Raw genomic sequence first — 17,798 nt, 5'->3', positions numbered from 1 at the left:
CATGGAGGTCGGGAAGCCCAGCCGGACGGCCTTCGCTACCGCGTCCGCGCGTGCCTATCATCAAATCGCTCCCGAGCCTCGCGTTTTCACCGATCCCTTAGCCGTGCCGATCACCGGTGTGACCGCGCAAGAGCTGGCCGAGAAGGCGATTGCCGCGACGGCCAGCGAGCCGAGCGAGGAGATCGCCTTTTATCGCGTCCGCCGGTTGTTCATGGCAAGCCGGTCGCGCTTCGCGGAGGAGACGGTCGCCGACGCGGTGTCGGACGGGGCGCGGCAGGTGGTGATCCTCGGCGCGGGGTTGGACACCTTCGCCTATCGCAATCCCGATCCGGCGCTGCGCGTATTCGAAGTCGACCATCCGGCGACGCAGGCGTGGAAACGGCAGCTGCTCGCCAAGGCCGCGATCCCCGTCCCCGATTCTATGACCTTCGCACCGATCGACTTCGAGAGCGAAACGCTGGCAACAGGTTTGGCCTCGGCAGGCTTTACCAGAGACCAGCCTGCCGTCTTCGTCTGGCTCGGCGTCGTGATGTATCTGACCGGGGACGCCATCCGGTCGACGTTGCGCTACATGGCCGAGCAGGCGACCCCGGTTCGGTTGGCGTTGGATTACGTCCCGCCCGCCGCCGACGCCGCGCCGGAACACCACGCTCAACTACGAGCGAGAGCGGACCGTCTTGCCGCACTCGGTGAACCAATTTTGAGCCACTTCAGCCCCGCCGAACTGGCGGCGGAACTGCGGGCGGCAGGCTTCGACGACGTCGAGGACCTCAGCGCATCCGACCTGATCGCGAGTTATGTAGGGCGAGCGGAGCTCGGGCCCGATCCCGAGCGACTGCACGCCCGCGTCGCCCGCGCCCGCCGCACCTGATTCAGCCGAGCGGCCTGCTGGTCGGCAGGTTCACGAAGCTCGGCCGGGCCGGATCCAGCTGCAGGGACTGTGGTTTGAGTTCGGTGTTGTTGAGCATCGGCCGGAAAGGCAGTGCCTTGGGCGAGTTTCCGGCGAAGACGTCGACGCGTAGTCGATGTCCGGGCCGCAGCACCGCCTGGATGGGGATGACGGCGATGTCCAGCGTGACGGGCTCGCCTGGCACGACAGGCAGCAGGCTGGCCAAGGTGATCGGGTTGTACGGCGCGGTGTAGTCGCCGTTGGCCGAGCGGCTGCTCTTCGCCTCGTCGACCGCGCGCATCGAGGCGGTGAGCTGGCCGGTGCTCAACACCGTCGAAGTTCCCTCCGGGGCAACGTCATTCACGGTGACCGCCCAGTAGCCGTCGGTCGCGTCGTGGACGGTGTTGAGGTGCAGGTTGATCGGGCCGGAGATGACCGTCGGTTCGGTGACCGGGGTGCCGGTGAAGGTCAGCGCGTCGTGTTCGGCGATGCGAGAGTCCTTGGCGCACATGTCCACTACCGCGGTTAGTCCGGCGGCACCCTGGGCGGTGTCGCGTGAGCAGGCATTGGCGAGGCCCGGCGACACCGTCAGCGTCCGGTGCTCGTCCGGCTTTGTCGCGGACAGCGATCCGTCGTACACGCTCTCGGCGGTGCCGCTGGGCGCCGCGGACAGGTAGACGCGGCGATGGGTGGTGTTGTCCTGCGGGAACTTCTCCAGCGTCTTCCAGCCGCCGCCCTGTTCCCACACGGTCACCGGGCCGAATTCGCCGAGGCCATGGTCGATGTCCTTGAGCCACTTGTCGAACCACACCCGCTGCAACACTTCTAAGCGCGCGGGGCCGCCGGGCACGCCCGTGCCCGCGCCGGGATTGGCGTGATAGGTGTCGCCGACGAGTAGCTGTTTCTTGCTCGCGGGCAACGGGATCGCGTTGAACACCGTGGTCGCGCTGTTGGCGAAGATGTCGTGCCAGCCGCCATAGACGAAGGTGGGCACCGTGATTCGCTCCGGATGTCCGAGAATGGCCTGCCGGAAGTCGCTGTCATCGTCCAGCGCGGCGGCCAGCGTCTGCGGAATCCGATCGAGCGACGGTACGAGCAGCGCCTGGCTGAGGAGATCGGAATTGGTTGCCGGGTCGGCCATCCGGTCGTTGAACCAGCGCCAGTCGAAGGTGCCGTTCAGCATCGACCGCACGTCGGGGATCAGCTTCATCTGGTTGACATTGCTCAGCCAGAGCGGCAGAAAGGTGGTGCCGACGCCGCCGCCCGGCGCGACGACATCGCGCATGAGGTCGCTACCCGGTTCGACCGGGAAAATGACTTTCAGTGCGGCCGGAGCGTTTTCGGCCGCACGCAGCTGGTTGATGCCCGCGTAGGAGCCACCGCTCATGCCGACCTTGCCAGTGGACCACCGCTGCGCGGCGGCCCAGCCGATCACCTCGCGGGTGTCCAGCTGTTCGCGGGTGCCGAGGGTGTCCCACGTGCCCTGGGAAAAACCGGTACCGCGCACATCTGCGACAACCAGGGTGTATCCGCTGCGAATCAGGGCGCGGTCGACGCCGAGTACGGTCTGCACGGTGCCGCCGTCGAGCGCGTGCAGCAGATCACCGAAGCCGCTGATCGGCGTCCCCGATAGGTTCATCCGCCCGAGCAGGTCCATCACCATCGGCTGCAGGCCGGGTGCCGCCAGCGCCGAATCGACCAGGTTCGTCAGCAGTTTCGTGTACGGCGTGAGGTTCACGATGGTCGGCAGCGGGCGCTGTTCCACCGCCCCGAACCCGTCCACCGGCCGGTATACGTTCGCCTTCAGCACCACCCCGTCGCTCATTCGGATCGGCACATCCCAGTCGATGTGTACATCGGCGTATGGCTGCGGGCCGTCGTGCAGTGCGGTCCATTGTTCGCTGCGTGCCCCGCTGTCCGGCTGGGCCGCCACCGACCCCACCGCAAATCCACCGCCAACTACAACGATCGATAGCACCGTCGCCAATCGAGCCGCGCGGACAAACTGTTGTGCCACTTGCTGCCCCGAAAGCATCCTGCTCCTCGACCGATGTACCGCACGTTGATGGAGTTCCGCGTATCGGTTTGTCAAGATAGCAATCTGTGCGCAAATCCCCGGGAGGTACGGCCCGGTCGGTTTGTCGTGTTGGTCCAGCCCGACGAACCGATCCGATTGCGCGATAGCGTATTTGCGCAAATCGGGCATATCGAATACCGCGCAGTTTGGTTTAAGAACTGGGCAGCAGCAACTCGCCCGGAATGCCACGCGGATCGTCGCGGCGGGGCCTACCTTGGTGGGCATGACGCCGCTGCAGCGCTATATCGCGGAAGAAATCGCCGCCGATCATGCCGATGGGCTGCTGAATCGCCGCGAGACGCTGCGCCGCCTCGGGCTGCTCGGGTTCGGCATTCCGGCGGCCGCCGCCTTGCTCGCGGCCTGCTCGACCGAGCCCAAGGACCAGCCGGCAACCTCGCAACCACCCTCCGCCGCAACACCATCCACGCCGCCTGGATCCAGCTCGGCACTGCCCGCGATGCCGATCACCTTCGCGGGTCCCGGCAATCGGCAATTGCAGGGCGCCTGGGCCGAGGCGGCGCAGCCTCGCGGCGGCGTGCTCGTCATCCACGAGAACAAGGGCCTCACCGATCACATCCGTTCGGTAACAGGACGATTCGCCGGTGCGGGTTACTCGGCCCTCGCCGTCGACTTGCTGTCCGAAAAGGGTGGCACGGCGAGCTTCACCGATCCGGCGCAGGCCACCGCCGAGCTCAGCAATACGCCGCAGGAGCAGTTCATCGCCGACCTGCGGGCCGGGCTCGATGAGCTCGGACGGCGTGTCCCTGGCAAGAAGCTCGGCACCACGGGGTTCTGCTTCGGCGGCGGGCTGGTCTGGCTACTCCTCGTCTCGGGGCCGTCGGCTCTCGCCGCGGCAACGCCGTTCTACGGCCCGTTCCCCGACAACGGCGACCTCTCGGCCTCGAAAGCCGCCGTGCTGGGCATCTACGCGGCGGCGGATACTCGCGTGGACGCCACCCGCCAGGCCGCCGAGGACGCGCTCAACCGGGCGGGCACGCCGCACGAGATGTGGGTCGCGCCGAATGCCGACCACGCGTTCTTCAACGACACCGGGCCCCGTTACGCACCGGCCGCCGCCACCGAGGCCTGGCGGCGGGTACTCGATTGGTACGGAACACATCTGAGCTGACCGGGCGCTACCAGGCGGCAAGGAAGTCTTGGATCGGCGCGGAATCCGTTGCGACGACGCCGATGTAGCCGTCGGGACGGACCAGGACCAACGTGCCAGGCCCGGACGGGTCGATGTCATAGTTGCGGAAGGCCGCAGGTGAACCAGTTTCGTGAGGTTCGAGCACGCGCCCACGTACCCGATCACCCTGCGCGCGTACGACTTCGTCAACAGCCGCGGCGGTGTCGGCGCCGAATCCGAGCACCGTGAAATGCGTTCCGCGGAACAGATCGAACAGGCTGGCATCACCGCACTGAGCGTCGGGCGCACGGTCGCCCGCACGCACGGCACCCGGCGTCTCGCGCGCGTCAACGGCCAACGGTCCGCCACGATAGTTGACCTTCAGCTGGAAGATATCCAGACTTCCCTCCCCCGGCTCCGCGTCACGAAAGTCCTGGCGATGCGAACGCGTCGTCACATCGAGCACCCGTGCCGCGATCGGAAACCGCTCGGCCTCATAGGTATCCAGCAGCCGGTCCGGCGCGCCGGACAGCACGGCGGCCAGCTTCCAGCCGAGGTTGTAGGCATCCTGCACGCTGGTGTTCAGGCCCTGCCCGCCGGACGAGGAATGCACGTGCGCCGCGTCGCCCGCCAGGAACACCCGGTCGACCCGGAACCGGTCCACCATGCGGACATTCACCCGGTACACCGAGATCCAATTCAGGTCGTACAACCGGATATCCGAGCGGCCGGACCGTTCGTCGAGGATCTTCTGCACGGCCGCCAGGGTCAGCTCGGGTACATCGTCGGCGGTCATATTGGCAATGAACTGGTAGTAGTCGGTTCCCGGCATGGACCATAGCGAAAAGCGTTCCTGCACACTGCCGGTCGTCAGCATGTGGCAGTAGGTGCCGGTCAAGCCTTCAGCTTTGACGTCGCCGATCAGCGTTCGCTCGGTCTGGAAGGTTTCGCCCTCGAAGCCGACGCCGAGCGCCTTGCGCACCGCGCTGCCGCCGCCGTCCGTCCCGACCAGGTATCGGGAGCGCACCCGCACGAGCTCACCATCGCGACGCAGCGTCGCCGTGACACCGGTGTCATCCTGAACGAAATCGACGAACTCCGTGTTCAATTCGAGGCGGCCGCCGAGTTCGAGCAGCCGGTCCCGGAGCAGTTCGTCGGTGCGCCACTGCGGCAAGATCCACGCGTTCGGATAGGGCACGCCGTGCTCGCGTTCGAGTGGCTCGATGCCGAGCATCTCGTGCAGTGTCCGCGTCCATTTCACCTCTGTGTCGGCGTACATGCGGAACGAGGGGAACGGCGCACCGTTGGCGATTACCGCATCGATCAGGCAGAGGTCGTCGAAGACCTCCAGAGTCCTTGGCTGTAAACCCTTTCCGCGCGAGCCGAGGAACAGCCGCGCGGCCTTGTCCACCACCAGGCACTCGATCCCGCGCCGAGCCAGGTCGCAGCCGAGCGTCAGCCCGGTGGGTCCGGCGCCCACGATCAGCACCGGTAGGTCTGTTGTTGTCATCTGTCTGCTTTCGCCGGGAAGGTGCGGGTGAGGATGGGCAGTAGCAGCTCGTCCACCAGGCCGGTGAGGAAGGCCCGGTCCAGCGGCTCGCCGAGAAACATCCGGCGCATGATCTGCCCCTCGGAGACCTGGTGCGCCAGTTCGGTTTCGGTGCCTTCGGGCAGTTCGCCACGGGCGATGGCGCGGTCGACGACGGTGCGGAACGGGCCGAGGTCCTCGTCGGCCACGTGTTCGCGCAGCGCTTCGGCGAGTTCGGTGTCCACCCGCATGGCGTGCATGACGCCGGTCATCATGGTCACGTAGTGGTCGTCGACCTGCGCGGTCAGCGCGAGCAGCGCCGCGATCAGGTCGCCGCGCGCGGTCCCGGTGTCGGGAATGTCGGCGACATATTCGGCGTCGTGCGCGTCCATCGCCGCCTTCACCAGCGCGGGCTTGCCCGGCCACCGCCGGTAGATGGTCGCCTTGCTGGCCTGCGCTCGTGCCGCGACGGCATCCATTGTCATTGCCGCGTAACCGATCTCGCCCAACAGCTGATAGGTGGCGGCGAGTATCGCCTGCTCGCGTTCAACACCCCTGACCACAACTCCTCCTAGTGAACGGTACGGTTCCGTTCACTTCAACGATAACGAAGGTTAGAGATCGACACAAGGCCAACTACAGAATTTGATCGCCGAGCGCGACGTCCTGGCATGCCTCCAGCAGCGGCTGCAAGCGCTCCATGGCATTGGTGCGCACGGCGAGCACGGTCGGCAGCGCGAGCACACCCGGCGTGCATACGGGCAGGAAGGCCACCCGGCTGCTGTGCAAGAGTCGTGCGTGCGGCGCGTAGAGGACAGTCCAGCCTGCGGCACCGGCGCCGAGTGCGGCAAGGGTGTCCTGGATCGAGACTTGCTCGGGACCGAACACCGGCTCGAATCCCGCTTTGCCGCACGCGGTCAGCACAAGATCATCGAGCAAAGCGTTGTTCTGCCGGTTTGTCAGATAGAGCGGCAGCTCGGCGAGCTCAGCGAGATCGACACACCGGTCGGCGGCCGAGGGATGATCGGCGGGCAGGGCGACGACCAGTTCGTCGTACCACACCGGAATCTGCCGCACGCCTTCCGGCGCGGCCACCTCGCCGCGCAGGAACGCCGCGTCCCACTCGTGCTCCGACACCTTCCGCAGCCGCTGCCCGAGCGCCGCCGACGTCAGTTCCACCTTCACCCCGGGCGCGCGGTACTTCAACGCGACGAGCAGCCGCTCCAGCCGTTCGCCCATGCCTCGGCTGGTTCCGATCCGCAGGACGGTCGGCGTGGTCAGGAAGTCGGCGACGCTGGTCCTGGCGCGCTTCTCGGCGGCGAGCACCTTCTTGGCGGCAGGCAGGAACGCCGCCCCGGCTTCGGTGAGCCGGACGCTACGAGGCGAGCGCTCCAGCAGCACGACGCCGAGCTCGCGTTCGAGTCGGCCGAGCTGCTGGCTGACCGACGATTGCACAATCATCAGTCGTTCCGCCGCCCGGCCGAAATGTAGCTCCTCGGCCACCGCGACGAAATACCTCAGTTGACGAAGTTCCATGACCTCAGCGTGGTTCGGGGGACAAGACTGGGTCAGGCTACCGCCCGTGGTGCGCGGCCAACCGATGTGGCTTCATCCCGCGCGCCGCGCACGCACAAATATCGTCGGAGGTGCCCGCGTGAGTTATCCGGAAGTCAGGTCAGCGCGGCGTCGCATTGCCGGAGTCGCGGTCACCGTATTACTTGCCGTGTGCGTGATCGGGTGCGAGAGCGGCGACCGGCCCGAACCCTCCCCCGCCACCGTGCGGAGCACCGCGCCGAGTAAACCGTTCGGTGCGCCCGACCTCGGCGCGGCCGAGGAGATCGCGCACGGCATCGAGGTCCCGTGGGGGCTGGTGTTCCTGCCCGACGGCAATGCGCTGGTGGCGGAACGCGACAGCGGGCGCATCCTGCGGATCGGGCCCGGTCACGCGCCGGAGCAGGCGTACCGGGTGCCCGGGGTCGTCGCGAGCGGCGAGGGCGGCCTGCTCGGGCTGGCGTTGTCGCCGCAGTACGCCGAAAACCATTACGTCTATGCCTATTTCACCGCCGAATCCGATAATCGGATCGCCCGGTTTCGGCTGGACGGACCGCCGGAAGTGCTGTTCGAGGGGATCGCCAAGTCGGCCAATCACAATGGTGGCCGGATCGCCTTCGGGCCGGACGGCATGTTGTATGCCGGTACCGGCGACGCGGGACAGAGCGCTCGGTCGCAAGATCCGGCGAGCCCCAACGGCAAGATTTTGCGGCTGACGCCGGAAGGCCTTCCGGCGCAGGGCAATCCGGCCGAGGGATCGCCGATGTACAGCCTGGGGCATCGCAATGTGCAAGGGCTGGCCTGGGATCGCGCCGGGCGGCTTTTCGCGGCGGAGTTCGGGCAGAACCGGTTCGACGAGATCAATCTGATCGAGCCGGGACACAATTACGGCTGGCCGGCGGTCGAGGGGGCAGGCGGCGCGGATCGCGGGTTCACCGAACCGTTGGTGACGTGGTCGACGTCGGAGGCTTCGCCCTCGGGGATCGCGATTGCCGGGGACACCTTGTACGCCGCGGCACTACAGGGCCAGCGGCTGTGGACCGTGCCGCTGCGCGACGGCGCGGTTGGTCAACCCCGAGATGTTTTGCGGGCCAGCTACGGCCGGTTACGCACGGTGGCGGTCGCACCGGATGGCGCGCTGTGGCTCACCACCTCCAACACCGACGGCCGCGGCGAACCGCAGCCGAATGACGATCGCGTGCTTCGCTTCCCGGCGCGGTGAGCGGGCCTCGGTCAGCCGAGCACCCGCCGGCCGAGACGCCACACCGCGTAGGTCATCGGCACGCCTGGGCGGTAAGCCAGGTGCGTGACCGACGGCGCGTCCAGCACCTGCAGATCCGCGCGAGCGCCGACGCGCACGACACCGACATCGTCACGACGCAGCGCTCGCGCGCCACCCGCGGTCGCGGCGTGCACCGCCTCGGCTACCGAAAGCCCCATCTGCAGTACTGCCGTCGCGACGCAGAAGGCCATCGAGGTGGTGTACGAGCTGCCGGGGTTGGCGTTGGTGGCCAACGCGACTGTGGCACCGGCGTCCAGCAGCGCGCGGGCCGGAGCGAGGCGCTGCCTGGTGGACAGGTCGCAGGCGGGTAGCACGGTGGCGACGGTGTCGGAGGACGCGAGGGCCTCGATGTCGGCGTCGGTCAGGTAGGTGCAGTGGTCGACGCTCGCCGCGCCGTGGCGCACCGCCAGTTGGACGCCCGGCCCTTCGCCCAGTTGATTGCCGTGCACCCGAAGGCCGAGCCCATGCGCCCGCGCGGCGCGCAGCACCCGATCCGACTGGTCCTGATCGAAAGCGCCTGTCTCGCAGAAGACATCGGCCCACCGCACGTAGGGCGCGACGGCGTCCATCATCTCGCCGCACACGAGATCAACGTACTTCTCCGCGTCCATCTCGGACGGGACCAGATGGGCGCCGAGGAACGTCACCTCATCGGCGGCCGCCGCGGCGAGCCTGGCCGAGCGGAGTTCATCGGCGACGCTCAGCCCGTACCCGGTCTTGGTTTCCAGGCAGGTGGTGCCCTGCCGTCGCGCCTCCGCGATGTGCCGCGCCAGGTTGACCGACAGCTCGTCGTCCGAGGCGGCCCTGGTGGCGGCCACGGTCGTGGCGATGCCGCCCGCGCGGTACGGCCGTCCGGCCATCCTGGCCTCGAACTCCGCGGTGCGATCGCCCGCGAAGACCAGGTGGGTGTGGCTGTCGACCCAGCCGGGCAGCGCGGCCCGGCCGCCGAGGTCGACCCGCTCGTCGGCGGCGGGAGCCGCGCTCGCCGGGCCGATCCAGGCGAACCGCTCGCCGTCGAGGATCACCGCCGCGTTGCGCGCCGGGCCGTCCTCGGTGTTGGTGGTGAGTTCGCCGATGCCGGTGATCAGGGTCGACACAATGCCTCGATTTCCTCGCGCAACACGGTTTCCGGACGTTCCACCCGCAGGTGACGATGCTCGGACACGACCTGACGGCCCGCGACGAGTACCGAGCGGACATCGCTCGCGGTCGCGGCGAACAGGGCGGCGGCGGGCGCGGCGCCCGCGGTGCGGATCGAGTCGAGCGCGATGGTGACCAGGTCGGCTGCCGCGTTCGGGGCGATCCGGCCTGCCTCGGCCCAGCCGATGGACGCGTGATCGGTTGCGGCGCGGTACAACTCGGCCGGACTGAAGCGGCCGCGGGCCCGGCTGGCGAGCCGCTCGTCGAGTTCGAGTGCGCGCCACTCCTCGAAGGCGTCGACCACCGCGTGGCTGTCGGTGCCGAGGCACAGGCCAACACCGGCGTCGGACAGCGCGCGGGCCGGGCCGATACCGTCGCCGAGGTCGCGTTCGGTGGTAGGACAGAAGCACGCGCGGGTGCCGCTGTCGGCGAGCAGGGCGATGTCGGCGGTGGTGAGGTGGGTCGCGTGCACCGCGACCGTCCGCGGGCCGAGCAGGCCCGCTTCCGCCAGCAGCGCGGTCGGTGTGCGGCCGTGTGCGGCAAGGCAATCGGTGTTCTCCGACGGCTGCTCGGACAGGTGCACGTGCAGCGGCCGTCCCGAGGCCGCCTCGGCGATCACCGGGAGCGCCGCCGCGGGCACCGCGCGCACCGAGTGGGCGGCGACCCCGGTCCGCACCAGCTCCGATTTCGGCGTGAACGCGGCGGCCCGTTCCGCCCACGCGGCCACGCCGCCGTCGCTGAAACGGCGTTGCCGCTCCCCCAGCTCCACACCGAATCCGCCTGCCAGATAACACGTATCGAGCAGGGTGAGCCGAATACCGGCGTCGTCGGCCGCGGCCGCGAGTGCGGCGCTCATCGCGTTCGGATCCGTGTACCGCGCACCGCCCGGTGCGTGATGCAGGTAGTGGAATTCGCCGACGCTGGTGTATCCCGCCAACACCATCTCGGCGTACACCCCGCGCGCAAGCCGATAGTAGGAGTCAGGATCCAGTTGGGCGGCAACGGCATACATGCGTTCGCGCCACGTCCAGAAGTTGCCTTGGTCGTGCTGCGTGCGGCCACGGAGGGCGCGGTGGAAGGCGTGGGAGTGCGCGTTGGCGAAGCCGGGGATGGTCAATCCCGGCAGTACCGTGCCGGTTCGATCGGTGCCGCGGCGCACCGACTGGATCGTCGCGCCGGTCACCTCGATCGTCACCGCCTCGGCCAGACCGTCCGGCAGCCAGGCGTATTCGGCCCAGTAGGTGGTCATCCGGCGAGTTCCTCCAGCACTCGCGCGAGACTCTGTGCGCCACTGTCGATGTCGGCGGCCTCAGCGAATTCCTGCGGTGCGTGGCTGATGCCGGTCGGGTTACGCACATACAGCATGCCGGAGGGGACGTGCGCGGCGAGGACGCCCGCGTCGTGACCGGCGCCGGTGGGTAGCGCGGGCACACCGCCGAGCACCTTGTCCATCCGGCTCCGGAGCGGCTCGTCGAAAACGACGTCGTCCGAATAGGACTCCTCGGTGACGGTGAGCTCGCACCCTTCGGCCTCGGCGGCGGCCCGCGCCGCCTCGGTGATGTCCTCGACCAGCGCCGCGGTGCGGCCGTCACCGGCGGCACGCGCGTCCAGCCACAAATCGACGCTGGACGCGATGACATTGGTGCCGCCGGGGTTGGGCACCAGCCTGCCGACCGTCGCCCGCGCGTCCGACATCGCGGCGGCGGCGCGGCGCGCGGCCGCCACCACCGTCGCGGCCGGGAGCATCGGATCGTGACGATCGACGAGACGGGTCGCGCCCGCGTGATTTCCCTGTCCGGAGAAGGAGAACCGGTACCGGCCGTGCGCGATGATGCTGCTGCCGGTGGCGACGGGACTGTCCAGTTCGATCAGCCCGCGCCCCTGCTCCACGTGCAGTTCCACGAAACAGCCGATCCGGGCCAGCGATTCGGGATCGGCACCGAAGCGCTTCGGATCGTGCCCCGCCTTCACCGCCGCCTCGGCGAGCGTGACGCCCTCGGCGTCGCGCAGACCGCGGGCCCGATCGGCGTCGATGGCGCCGGTGAGCAGCCGCGAGCCGAGGCACGGCACCCCGAACCGGCCGCCCTCCTCCTCGGCGAACACGAGCACCGCGAGGGGCTTAGTCGGCGCAAAACCCTTGCCCTGCAGGATCTCCACCGCGGCCAGCGCACTGGCCACGCCCAACGGGCCGTCGTAAGCGCCGCCACCGGGCACCGAATCGAGGTGGCTCCCGGTGACGACCGCTCCGGCCCCTGGACTTCCCCACCAAGCCCAGATATTGCCGTTGCGATCGGTATTCACGTCCAAACCGGTGTCCAAGGCCTGGTCGATGAACCAGTCCCGTAGCTCGAAGTCGGCGTAGTCGTAGACGTGGCGCGAGTAACCGCCGCGCCGGGAATCCCGTCCGACGCCGGCGATCTCGGCCATCAGCTGATTCACGCCCACCGCTTTGCTCCTGCCGTGCTCTGGGGTCTGGTTCATGGCGCCTCGTGCATGGGGATGCGCACACCGCGCTCGGCGGCCACCTCGCTCGCGCGGTCGTAGCCCGCGTCCACGTGCCGGATCACGCCGGTGCCAGGGTCATTGGTGAGCACGCGCTCGATCTTCTCGGCCGCCAACGGCGTACCGTCGGCCACGCACACCTGTCCGGCGTGGATCGACCGGCCCATGCCGACGCCACCGCCATGGTGAATGGACACCCACGTCGCACCGGACGCGGTGTTGAGCAGCGCGTTGAGCAGCGGCCAGTCCGCGATGGCGTCGGAACCGTCGGCCATCGACTCGGTCTCCCGGTACGGCGAGGCGACGCTGCCGGAGTCCAGGTGATCGCGCCCGATCACCACCGGCGCGGACAGCTCGCCGCTGGCCACCATCTCGTTGAAGCGCAGCCCGGCGAGGTGCCGCTCGCCGTAGCCGAGCCAGCAGATGCGAGCCGGAAGCCCTTGGAAGGCAACGCGTTCGCTCGCCATCCTGATCCAGCGGCGCAACGACTCGTTCTCCGGGAACAGGTCGACGATGGCCCGGTCGGTGGCCGCGATGTCCTTCGGGTCACCGGACAGCGCCGCCCAGCGGAACGGGCCCTTGCCCTCGCAGAACAGCGGACGGATGTAGGCGGGGACGAAGCCGGGGAAATCGAAGGCCCGCGCGCAGCCGCCGAGCGCGGCCTCGCCGCGCAGTGAGTTGCCGTAGTCGAACACCTCGGCACCCTTGTCCAGGAAGCCGAGCATGGCCCCGACGTGCTCGGCCATCGATTCGCGGGCCCGATCGGTGAACTCGTCCGGCTTCTTCGCCGCGTAGTCGGCCCAGTCCTCGACGGCGATGCCGCGCGGCAGGTAAGCGAGGGGGTCGTGCGCGGAGGTCTGGTCGGTGACGATCTCCGGGTCCAGCCCGAGCGCGAGCAGCTGCGGCAGCACCTCGGCGGCGTTGCCGATCAGGCCGACCGACAAAGCCTTTCGCTGCCTGCGCGCGTTGGTCACTCGGAGCACCGCGTCGTCGAGGTCGGTCGCGATCTCGTCGAGGTAGCGCTCCTGCACCCGACGTTGCGCCCGGGCCGGGTCGCATTCGATCACCAGCGCGACGCCGCCGTTCATGGTGACCGCCAGCGGTTGCGCGCCGCCCATCCCGCCGAGACCGGCCGTCAGGGTGAGCGTGCCTGCCAGGGTGCCGCCGAACCGCTTGTCCGCCACCGCCGCGAACGTCTCGTAGGTGCCCTGCAGGATGCCCTGCGTGCCGATGTAGATCCACGAACCGGCGGTCATCTGCCCGTACATGGTCAGCCCGAGCGCTTCGAGCCTGCGGAACTCCGGCCAATTCGCCCAGTCGCCAACGAGATTGGAGTTCGCGATCAGCACCCGCGGCGCCCACTCGTTGGTGCGGAACACCCCGACCGGCTTGCCCGACTGCACCAGCAGCGTCTCGTCGGACTCCAGCGTCGTCAGCGACCGGGTGATCGCGTCGAAGCTGGCCCAGTTCCTGGCCGCCTTGCCGGTGCCGCCGTACACGACCAGATCCTGTGGCCGCTCGGCCACCTCCGGATCAAGGTTGTTGTGCAGCATCCGCATTGCCGCCTCGGTCTGCCAATTCTTGGCAGTCAGCTGCGTGCCCCGCGCCGCCCGAACGATCCGACTCATAGAACCAACCTCCAATGAATTGCTGCCGCGAGCGAGACGTGGCCGCGGCAAAGTTCGACAAGCCTCGTTGTCATGACCCGTTGGACGAGGCCAGATGTGGGGCGACGGCACGGGTGAACTCGCCGGAGCGGATCAGCGCCTCGGCGGCGGCGATTTCGGGCGCGAGATGCCGATCCGTGCCGGGCCCCTCGACCTTGGTGCGCAGCAACGCGAGGGCCGCGCCGGTGACGGGCGCTGGACGCAAGGGTGCGCGGAAGTCCAGCGCCCTTGCGGCCGTGAGATATTCGACGGCGAGCACGGTGGTCAGTCCGGCCACCGCCGTGCGCAGTTTGCGGGCGGCGGACCAGCCCATCGACACGTGGTCCTCTTGCATCGCGCTGCTCGGAATCGAGTCCACCGATGCGGGCACGGCCAAGCGCTTGAGCTCGCTCACCACGGCGGCCTGGGTGTACTGGGCGATCATGTGGCCGGAGTCGACGCCAGGGTCGGCGGCCAGGAACGCCGGAAGTCCGTGCGACCGTGCGACATCGAGCATCCGGTCGGTGCGGCGCTCGGCCATGCTCGCCACGTCGGCCACCGGGATGGCGAGGAAGTCGAGCACGTAGGCGACGGGCGCACCGTGAAAATTGCCGTTGGATTCCAGGCGTCCGTCGGCCAGCACCACGGGATTGTCGATGGCGGAAGCCAATTCGCGACCGGCGACCAGTTCCGCGTGCGTGACGGTGTCCCGCGCCGCGCCGTGCACCTGCGGGGCGCAGCGCAGCGAGTAGGCGTCCTGCACTCGATTACAGTCCGGCCCGCGATGACTGGCCACGATCTCCGAGCCGGCCAGGGCGGCGCTGATCCGGGCGGCCGAGCTGGCCTGGCCGGGGTGTGGACGCAACGCTTGCAGGTCGGCGGCGAACACCCGATCGGTGGCGAGCAGCGCCTCCACGCTCATGGCCGCGGTGATGTCGGCGACGTCGAGCAGCATGTGCAGATCGGCCAGCGCGAGCACCAGCATGCCGAGCATGCCGTCGGTGCCGTTGGTCAGCGCCAGGCCTTCTTTCTCGGCCAGCACTACCGGCGTGATTCCGTTGGCGCGCAAGGCCGTTGCCGCGTCCGTCACGGTGCCGGAGGCGTCGGTGACCTCGCCCTCGCCCATCAGCGCCAGAGCCACCGCGGCCAACGGCGCGAGATCACCGGAGCACCCGAGCGAGCCGTACTCGTGCACGATCGGGGTGATGTCGGCGTTGATCAGCGCGGCGAGTGTGGCCGCCGTCTCCGGCCGGATCCCGGTGTGACCGGTTGCCAGCGTGCGCAGCCGAAGCACCATCTGCGCGCGCACCACCTCCCGCTCGACCGGGCGGCCCGCGCCCGCCGCGTGCGAGCGGATCAGCGAACGCTGCAACGCGACCCGGCTCTCCTGCGGAATGTGCCGGGTCGCCAGCGCGCCGAAGCCGGTGGACACGCCGTAGGTCGGCACCGTCCCCGCGGCCAGCGCGTCGACGTGCGCACGCGCCAGCGCCAGCCGGTCCTGCGTGGCCTCGCTCAGCTGGACCTTGGCGCCGAGGCGCGCGACGGCGACGACCTGTTCCCCGGTCAATGGTCCGTCGAGCGCCACGGTGGGGAGCTGTGCAGTTTCGGGCATGGGGTCCATTCCACCGTCGCGGCGGGCAGTGGAGAATGAGGGTCGGTCCGAATCTGTCTGATATCCAAGACTTGCCGAGGAGATGGCATGGGAACGAGCAGCGACGTCCCGGCGTTGCGCCGCGGCCTTGCGGTGTTGCAGCTACTCGCGGGGCGAGCCGGGCCCATCTCCGCCTCGACGATCGCGCGCGAGCTCGGCCTGCCCCGGTCCACCACCTATCATCTGCTCGGCGAGCTGGAGGCGGCCCGTTTCGTCACCCGCCTGCCCAGCGAGCGCCGCTACGGGCTCGGCATCGCCGCGTTCGAACTCGGTTCCGCCTATCTGCGCCATGATCCGCTCGAACGGCTGGCCGGGCCGTTGCTGCGGGAACTGGTCGAGGAGGTCGGGCACAACGCGCACCTCGGCGTGCTGCACGGCAACGAGTTGCTGTACCTCATCAAGGAACGCCCGCTGCGCCCGGAAACCCTGGTCACCGGCGTCGGCGTGCGGCTGCCCGCGCATCTGACCGCCTGCGGCCGCGCGATCCTGGCCTACCTTCCGGCCGCGCAGATTCGCGCGCTGTTCCCGTCGGCGGCCTCGTTCGTCCGCCGCACCGAGCGCGGACCCAACTCGCTCGCGTCGCTGCGTACCATCCTCGGCACCGAGCGCCATCGCGGCTGGGCCTGCGAAGACGGCCACGTGACGCCAGGCTTCGCCTCGGTCGCGTATCCGGTGTTCGATCACAATCAACGTCCTATCGCGGCCATCAGCGTCACGTTGCGGCATCACTGCGAGGCCACCCCGTGCCCCGCCGACTGGGCTCCGCTGGCCGGCCGGGTCCGCAGCACCGCCGACAACCTCACTCAGCGCATCGGCGGCCGGGCTACCTAAAGCTTGCGACCGATGCCGCCCCACGCCGCCGAAGGTTCCTCGCCGGTGGCGTCGGAGTCGGTGCGCCACTGGTTGACCGGCACGACACCGGGCGGGACGAGGTCGAGATTCTTGAAGACCTCGCGCACCTGATCGACGGTTCGCACGTAGTACGGAACGGCTCCGGTTTTGGAGTAGTAGTCCGATAACCGAACCAGCCGTGGATCTTCGGTGGTTCCTTCGTACATCGCGAAATAGCTTCCGGACGGAATGGCCTGCTGCAACGCGCCGGTGATCCGGAGAACATCGTCCCAGGTTCGCGCGTGCCCGAGAACACCCATGAACATAACGGCGATCGGCTTGTTGAAGTTCAAAATATTGCGCGCTTCGGTAACCACCTGATCGGTATCGTGGAAATCCGCTTCGATCAAGGCGGTCACGCCTTCGTCGGTGGTATTGACCAACAACGCGCGGGCGTGGGCGAGAACGAGCGGATCGTTGTCCACGTAGACGATCTTGGATTCCGGTGCGACGTCCTGCGCCACCTCGTGCGTGTTCTGCATGGTGGGCAAACCGGTGCCCACGTCGAGGAACTGCCGGATACCGGCCTCCGCCGCGAGGTAACGCACCGCCCGAATCAAGAACTTGCGCGATTGCCGCGCCATGGTCCCGATATCGGGATACACCGAGATCCCGGACTCACCGGCTATTCGGTCGACCTCGTAATAGTCCTGACCACCGAGCCAGTAATTCCAGATTCGTGCGGAATGGGGTACATCGGTGCGGATCAGCCGATCGCTTTCGCGGACCATGATGCGGCTCCTCGAGAGGTGGTACGTGCGGCTGACTGTACAAGCGCCCAACGGCCCGTGTCGGTCAATTCGGACATAAACAGCGAAGAGTCAGATTGGACACGAGTCGCGTGTTCCGCGTGCACGGAAGTCGGTTCTCGCCAGCCTGGCGGGCTTGGACACTCTACCTCCAGGCGGGCCCCGGATTGTGACTGGGAACACCCAGTTGATTGGTTGTGCACAATATAGTTGCGGACTACTTTGTTGGACATGACCGATCATCTCACCCTCGATGAGCAGCTCTGCTTTCCGCTGTACGCGGCATCCCGGGCGATGACGGCGGTCTACCGGCCGAAGCTGGAACGGCTCGGGCTCACCTACCCGCAATACCTGGTGATGCTCGCCCTGTGGGAACAGGACGGGCGTAGCGTCGGCGAGGTGTGCCACGCCCTCGCGTTGGACTCCGGCACGCTGTCTCCGCTGCTCAAGCGGCTGGAGGCGGCGGGACTCGTGCGGCGGCAACGCGCCGAGGACGACGAACGTCGCGTCGACATCCAGCTCACCGAACGCGGCCGCGACCTGCGCGCCGAGGCACGCGGCATCCCGGCCGAAATGGCCGAAGCGTGCGGCCTTTCCGTCGACGAATTCTTAGCGCTGCGGGCCACCCTGCGGCGACTGACCAGCGCACTCTCGGCAGCACCGAACGAAGGAGACTCTCAATGACCGTGTCAAGCCGCAGCGGGCTCCGGGGTCGGGTTTTCCATGCTGAATTCGCGGCCGTCGCGCAGCAGTGCCCACAGCA

Annotated in this window: 15 protein-coding genes; 5 read left to right on the top strand and 10 right to left on the bottom strand. The window is 68.4% G+C overall.

Features of this window, described 5'->3' with window-relative positions; translation table 11 throughout:
• Position 1 precedes the first annotated feature (1 nt).
• Complete coding sequence (locus ACIA8C_RS34810; RefSeq protein WP_397142195.1) at positions 2 to 871, top strand: class I SAM-dependent methyltransferase; 870 nt, start codon at positions 2 to 4, stop codon at positions 869 to 871.
• Position 872: 1 nt separating this feature from the next.
• On the opposite strand, the gene ACIA8C_RS34805 is transcribed toward ACIA8C_RS34810, so the two are convergent.
• On the bottom strand, positions 873 to 2,924 hold the full coding sequence (locus ACIA8C_RS34805; RefSeq protein WP_397142193.1) for a CocE/NonD family hydrolase: 2,052 nt from the start codon (positions 2,922 to 2,924) through the stop codon (positions 873 to 875).
• Between the two features lie 265 nt (positions 2,925 to 3,189).
• Between ACIA8C_RS34805 and ACIA8C_RS34800 the strand changes: the two genes are divergently transcribed.
• A complete protein-coding gene (locus tag ACIA8C_RS34800) occupies positions 3,190 to 4,095 on the top strand; it encodes a dienelactone hydrolase family protein (RefSeq protein WP_397142191.1) in 906 nt (301 codons plus the stop codon).
• Between the two features lie 7 nt (positions 4,096 to 4,102).
• Here the strand turns inward: ACIA8C_RS34800 and ACIA8C_RS34795 are convergent, their stop codons facing one another.
• The 3 genes from ACIA8C_RS34795 to ACIA8C_RS34785 all read right to left on the bottom strand — a co-directional run bounded on the left by ACIA8C_RS34795 (position 4,103) and on the right by ACIA8C_RS34785 (position 7,159).
• A complete protein-coding gene (locus tag ACIA8C_RS34795) occupies positions 4,103 to 5,605 on the bottom strand; it encodes an FAD-dependent monooxygenase (RefSeq protein WP_397142189.1) in 1,503 nt (500 codons plus the stop codon).
• A complete protein-coding gene (locus ACIA8C_RS34790; RefSeq protein WP_397142187.1) occupies positions 5,602 to 6,186 on the bottom strand; it encodes a TetR/AcrR family transcriptional regulator in 585 nt (194 codons plus the stop codon). The genes ACIA8C_RS34795 and ACIA8C_RS34790 overlap by 4 nt, the downstream gene beginning before the upstream one ends.
• Before the next feature lie 73 nt (positions 6,187 to 6,259).
• Positions 6,260 to 7,159 carry a LysR family transcriptional regulator gene (locus tag ACIA8C_RS34785; RefSeq protein ID WP_397142185.1) on the bottom strand — a complete coding sequence of 300 codons (900 nt, stop codon included), beginning with the start codon at positions 7,157 to 7,159 and terminating at the stop codon, positions 6,260 to 6,262.
• A gap of 118 nt (positions 7,160 to 7,277) precedes the next feature.
• Between ACIA8C_RS34785 and ACIA8C_RS34780 the strand changes: the two genes are divergently transcribed.
• Positions 7,278 to 8,396: a PQQ-dependent sugar dehydrogenase gene (locus tag ACIA8C_RS34780; RefSeq protein WP_397142183.1), complete on the top strand. Its 1,119-nt coding sequence runs from the start codon at positions 7,278 to 7,280 to the stop codon at positions 8,394 to 8,396.
• Between the two features lie 11 nt (positions 8,397 to 8,407).
• Here the strand turns inward: ACIA8C_RS34780 and hutI are convergent, their stop codons facing one another.
• From hutI to hutH, 5 genes are all read right to left on the bottom strand, one after another.
• On the bottom strand, positions 8,408 to 9,553 hold the full coding sequence (gene hutI, locus ACIA8C_RS34775; RefSeq protein WP_397142181.1) for an imidazolonepropionase: 1,146 nt from the start codon (positions 9,551 to 9,553) through the stop codon (positions 8,408 to 8,410).
• The gene (locus ACIA8C_RS34770) at positions 9,541 to 10,845 is read right to left on the bottom strand and encodes a formimidoylglutamate deiminase (RefSeq protein ID WP_397142179.1); all 1,305 of its coding nucleotides are present in this window, start codon (positions 10,843 to 10,845) and stop codon (positions 9,541 to 9,543) included. Before ACIA8C_RS34770 ends, hutI begins: the two co-directional genes overlap by 13 nt.
• The gene (locus tag ACIA8C_RS34765; RefSeq protein ID WP_397142177.1) at positions 10,842 to 12,077 is read right to left on the bottom strand and encodes an allantoate amidohydrolase; all 1,236 of its coding nucleotides are present in this window, start codon (positions 12,075 to 12,077) and stop codon (positions 10,842 to 10,844) included. Before ACIA8C_RS34765 ends, ACIA8C_RS34770 begins: the two co-directional genes overlap by 4 nt.
• Positions 12,074 to 13,726, bottom strand: a complete 1,653-nt coding sequence (gene hutU / locus ACIA8C_RS34760) for a urocanate hydratase (RefSeq protein ID WP_397142175.1) — start codon at positions 13,724 to 13,726, stop codon at positions 12,074 to 12,076. Before hutU ends, ACIA8C_RS34765 begins: the two co-directional genes overlap by 4 nt.
• 70 nt (positions 13,727 to 13,796) lie before the next feature.
• Positions 13,797 to 15,356 carry a histidine ammonia-lyase gene (gene hutH / locus ACIA8C_RS34755; RefSeq protein ID WP_397142173.1) on the bottom strand — a complete coding sequence of 520 codons (1,560 nt, stop codon included), beginning with the start codon at positions 15,354 to 15,356 and terminating at the stop codon, positions 13,797 to 13,799.
• An 87-nt stretch (positions 15,357 to 15,443) separates the two neighbouring features.
• Between hutH and ACIA8C_RS34750 the strand changes: the two genes are divergently transcribed.
• On the top strand, positions 15,444 to 16,226 hold the full coding sequence (locus ACIA8C_RS34750; protein WP_397142171.1) for an IclR family transcriptional regulator: 783 nt from the start codon (positions 15,444 to 15,446) through the stop codon (positions 16,224 to 16,226).
• Here ACIA8C_RS34750 and ACIA8C_RS34745 read toward each other — a convergent pair.
• Positions 16,223 to 17,017 carry an SAM-dependent methyltransferase gene (locus ACIA8C_RS34745; protein ID WP_397142169.1) on the bottom strand — a complete coding sequence of 265 codons (795 nt, stop codon included), beginning with the start codon at positions 17,015 to 17,017 and terminating at the stop codon, positions 16,223 to 16,225. The genes ACIA8C_RS34750 and ACIA8C_RS34745 overlap by 4 nt on opposite strands.
• Positions 17,018 to 17,266: 249 nt before the next feature.
• On the opposite strand from ACIA8C_RS34745, the gene ACIA8C_RS34740 reads away from it, so the two are divergent.
• Positions 17,267 to 17,719 carry a MarR family winged helix-turn-helix transcriptional regulator gene (locus ACIA8C_RS34740; protein WP_397142167.1) on the top strand — a complete coding sequence of 151 codons (453 nt, stop codon included), beginning with the start codon at positions 17,267 to 17,269 and terminating at the stop codon, positions 17,717 to 17,719.
• The last annotated feature ends 79 nt before the right edge of the window (positions 17,720 to 17,798 follow it).

It is taken from the genome of Nocardia sp. NPDC051321, from assembly GCF_044455225.1.
Classification (GTDB): domain Bacteria; phylum Actinomycetota; class Actinomycetes; order Mycobacteriales; family Mycobacteriaceae; genus Nocardia.
The sequence above is the reverse complement of the archived record's forward strand: the minus strand, read 5'-3'. Positions and strand labels throughout refer to the sequence as shown.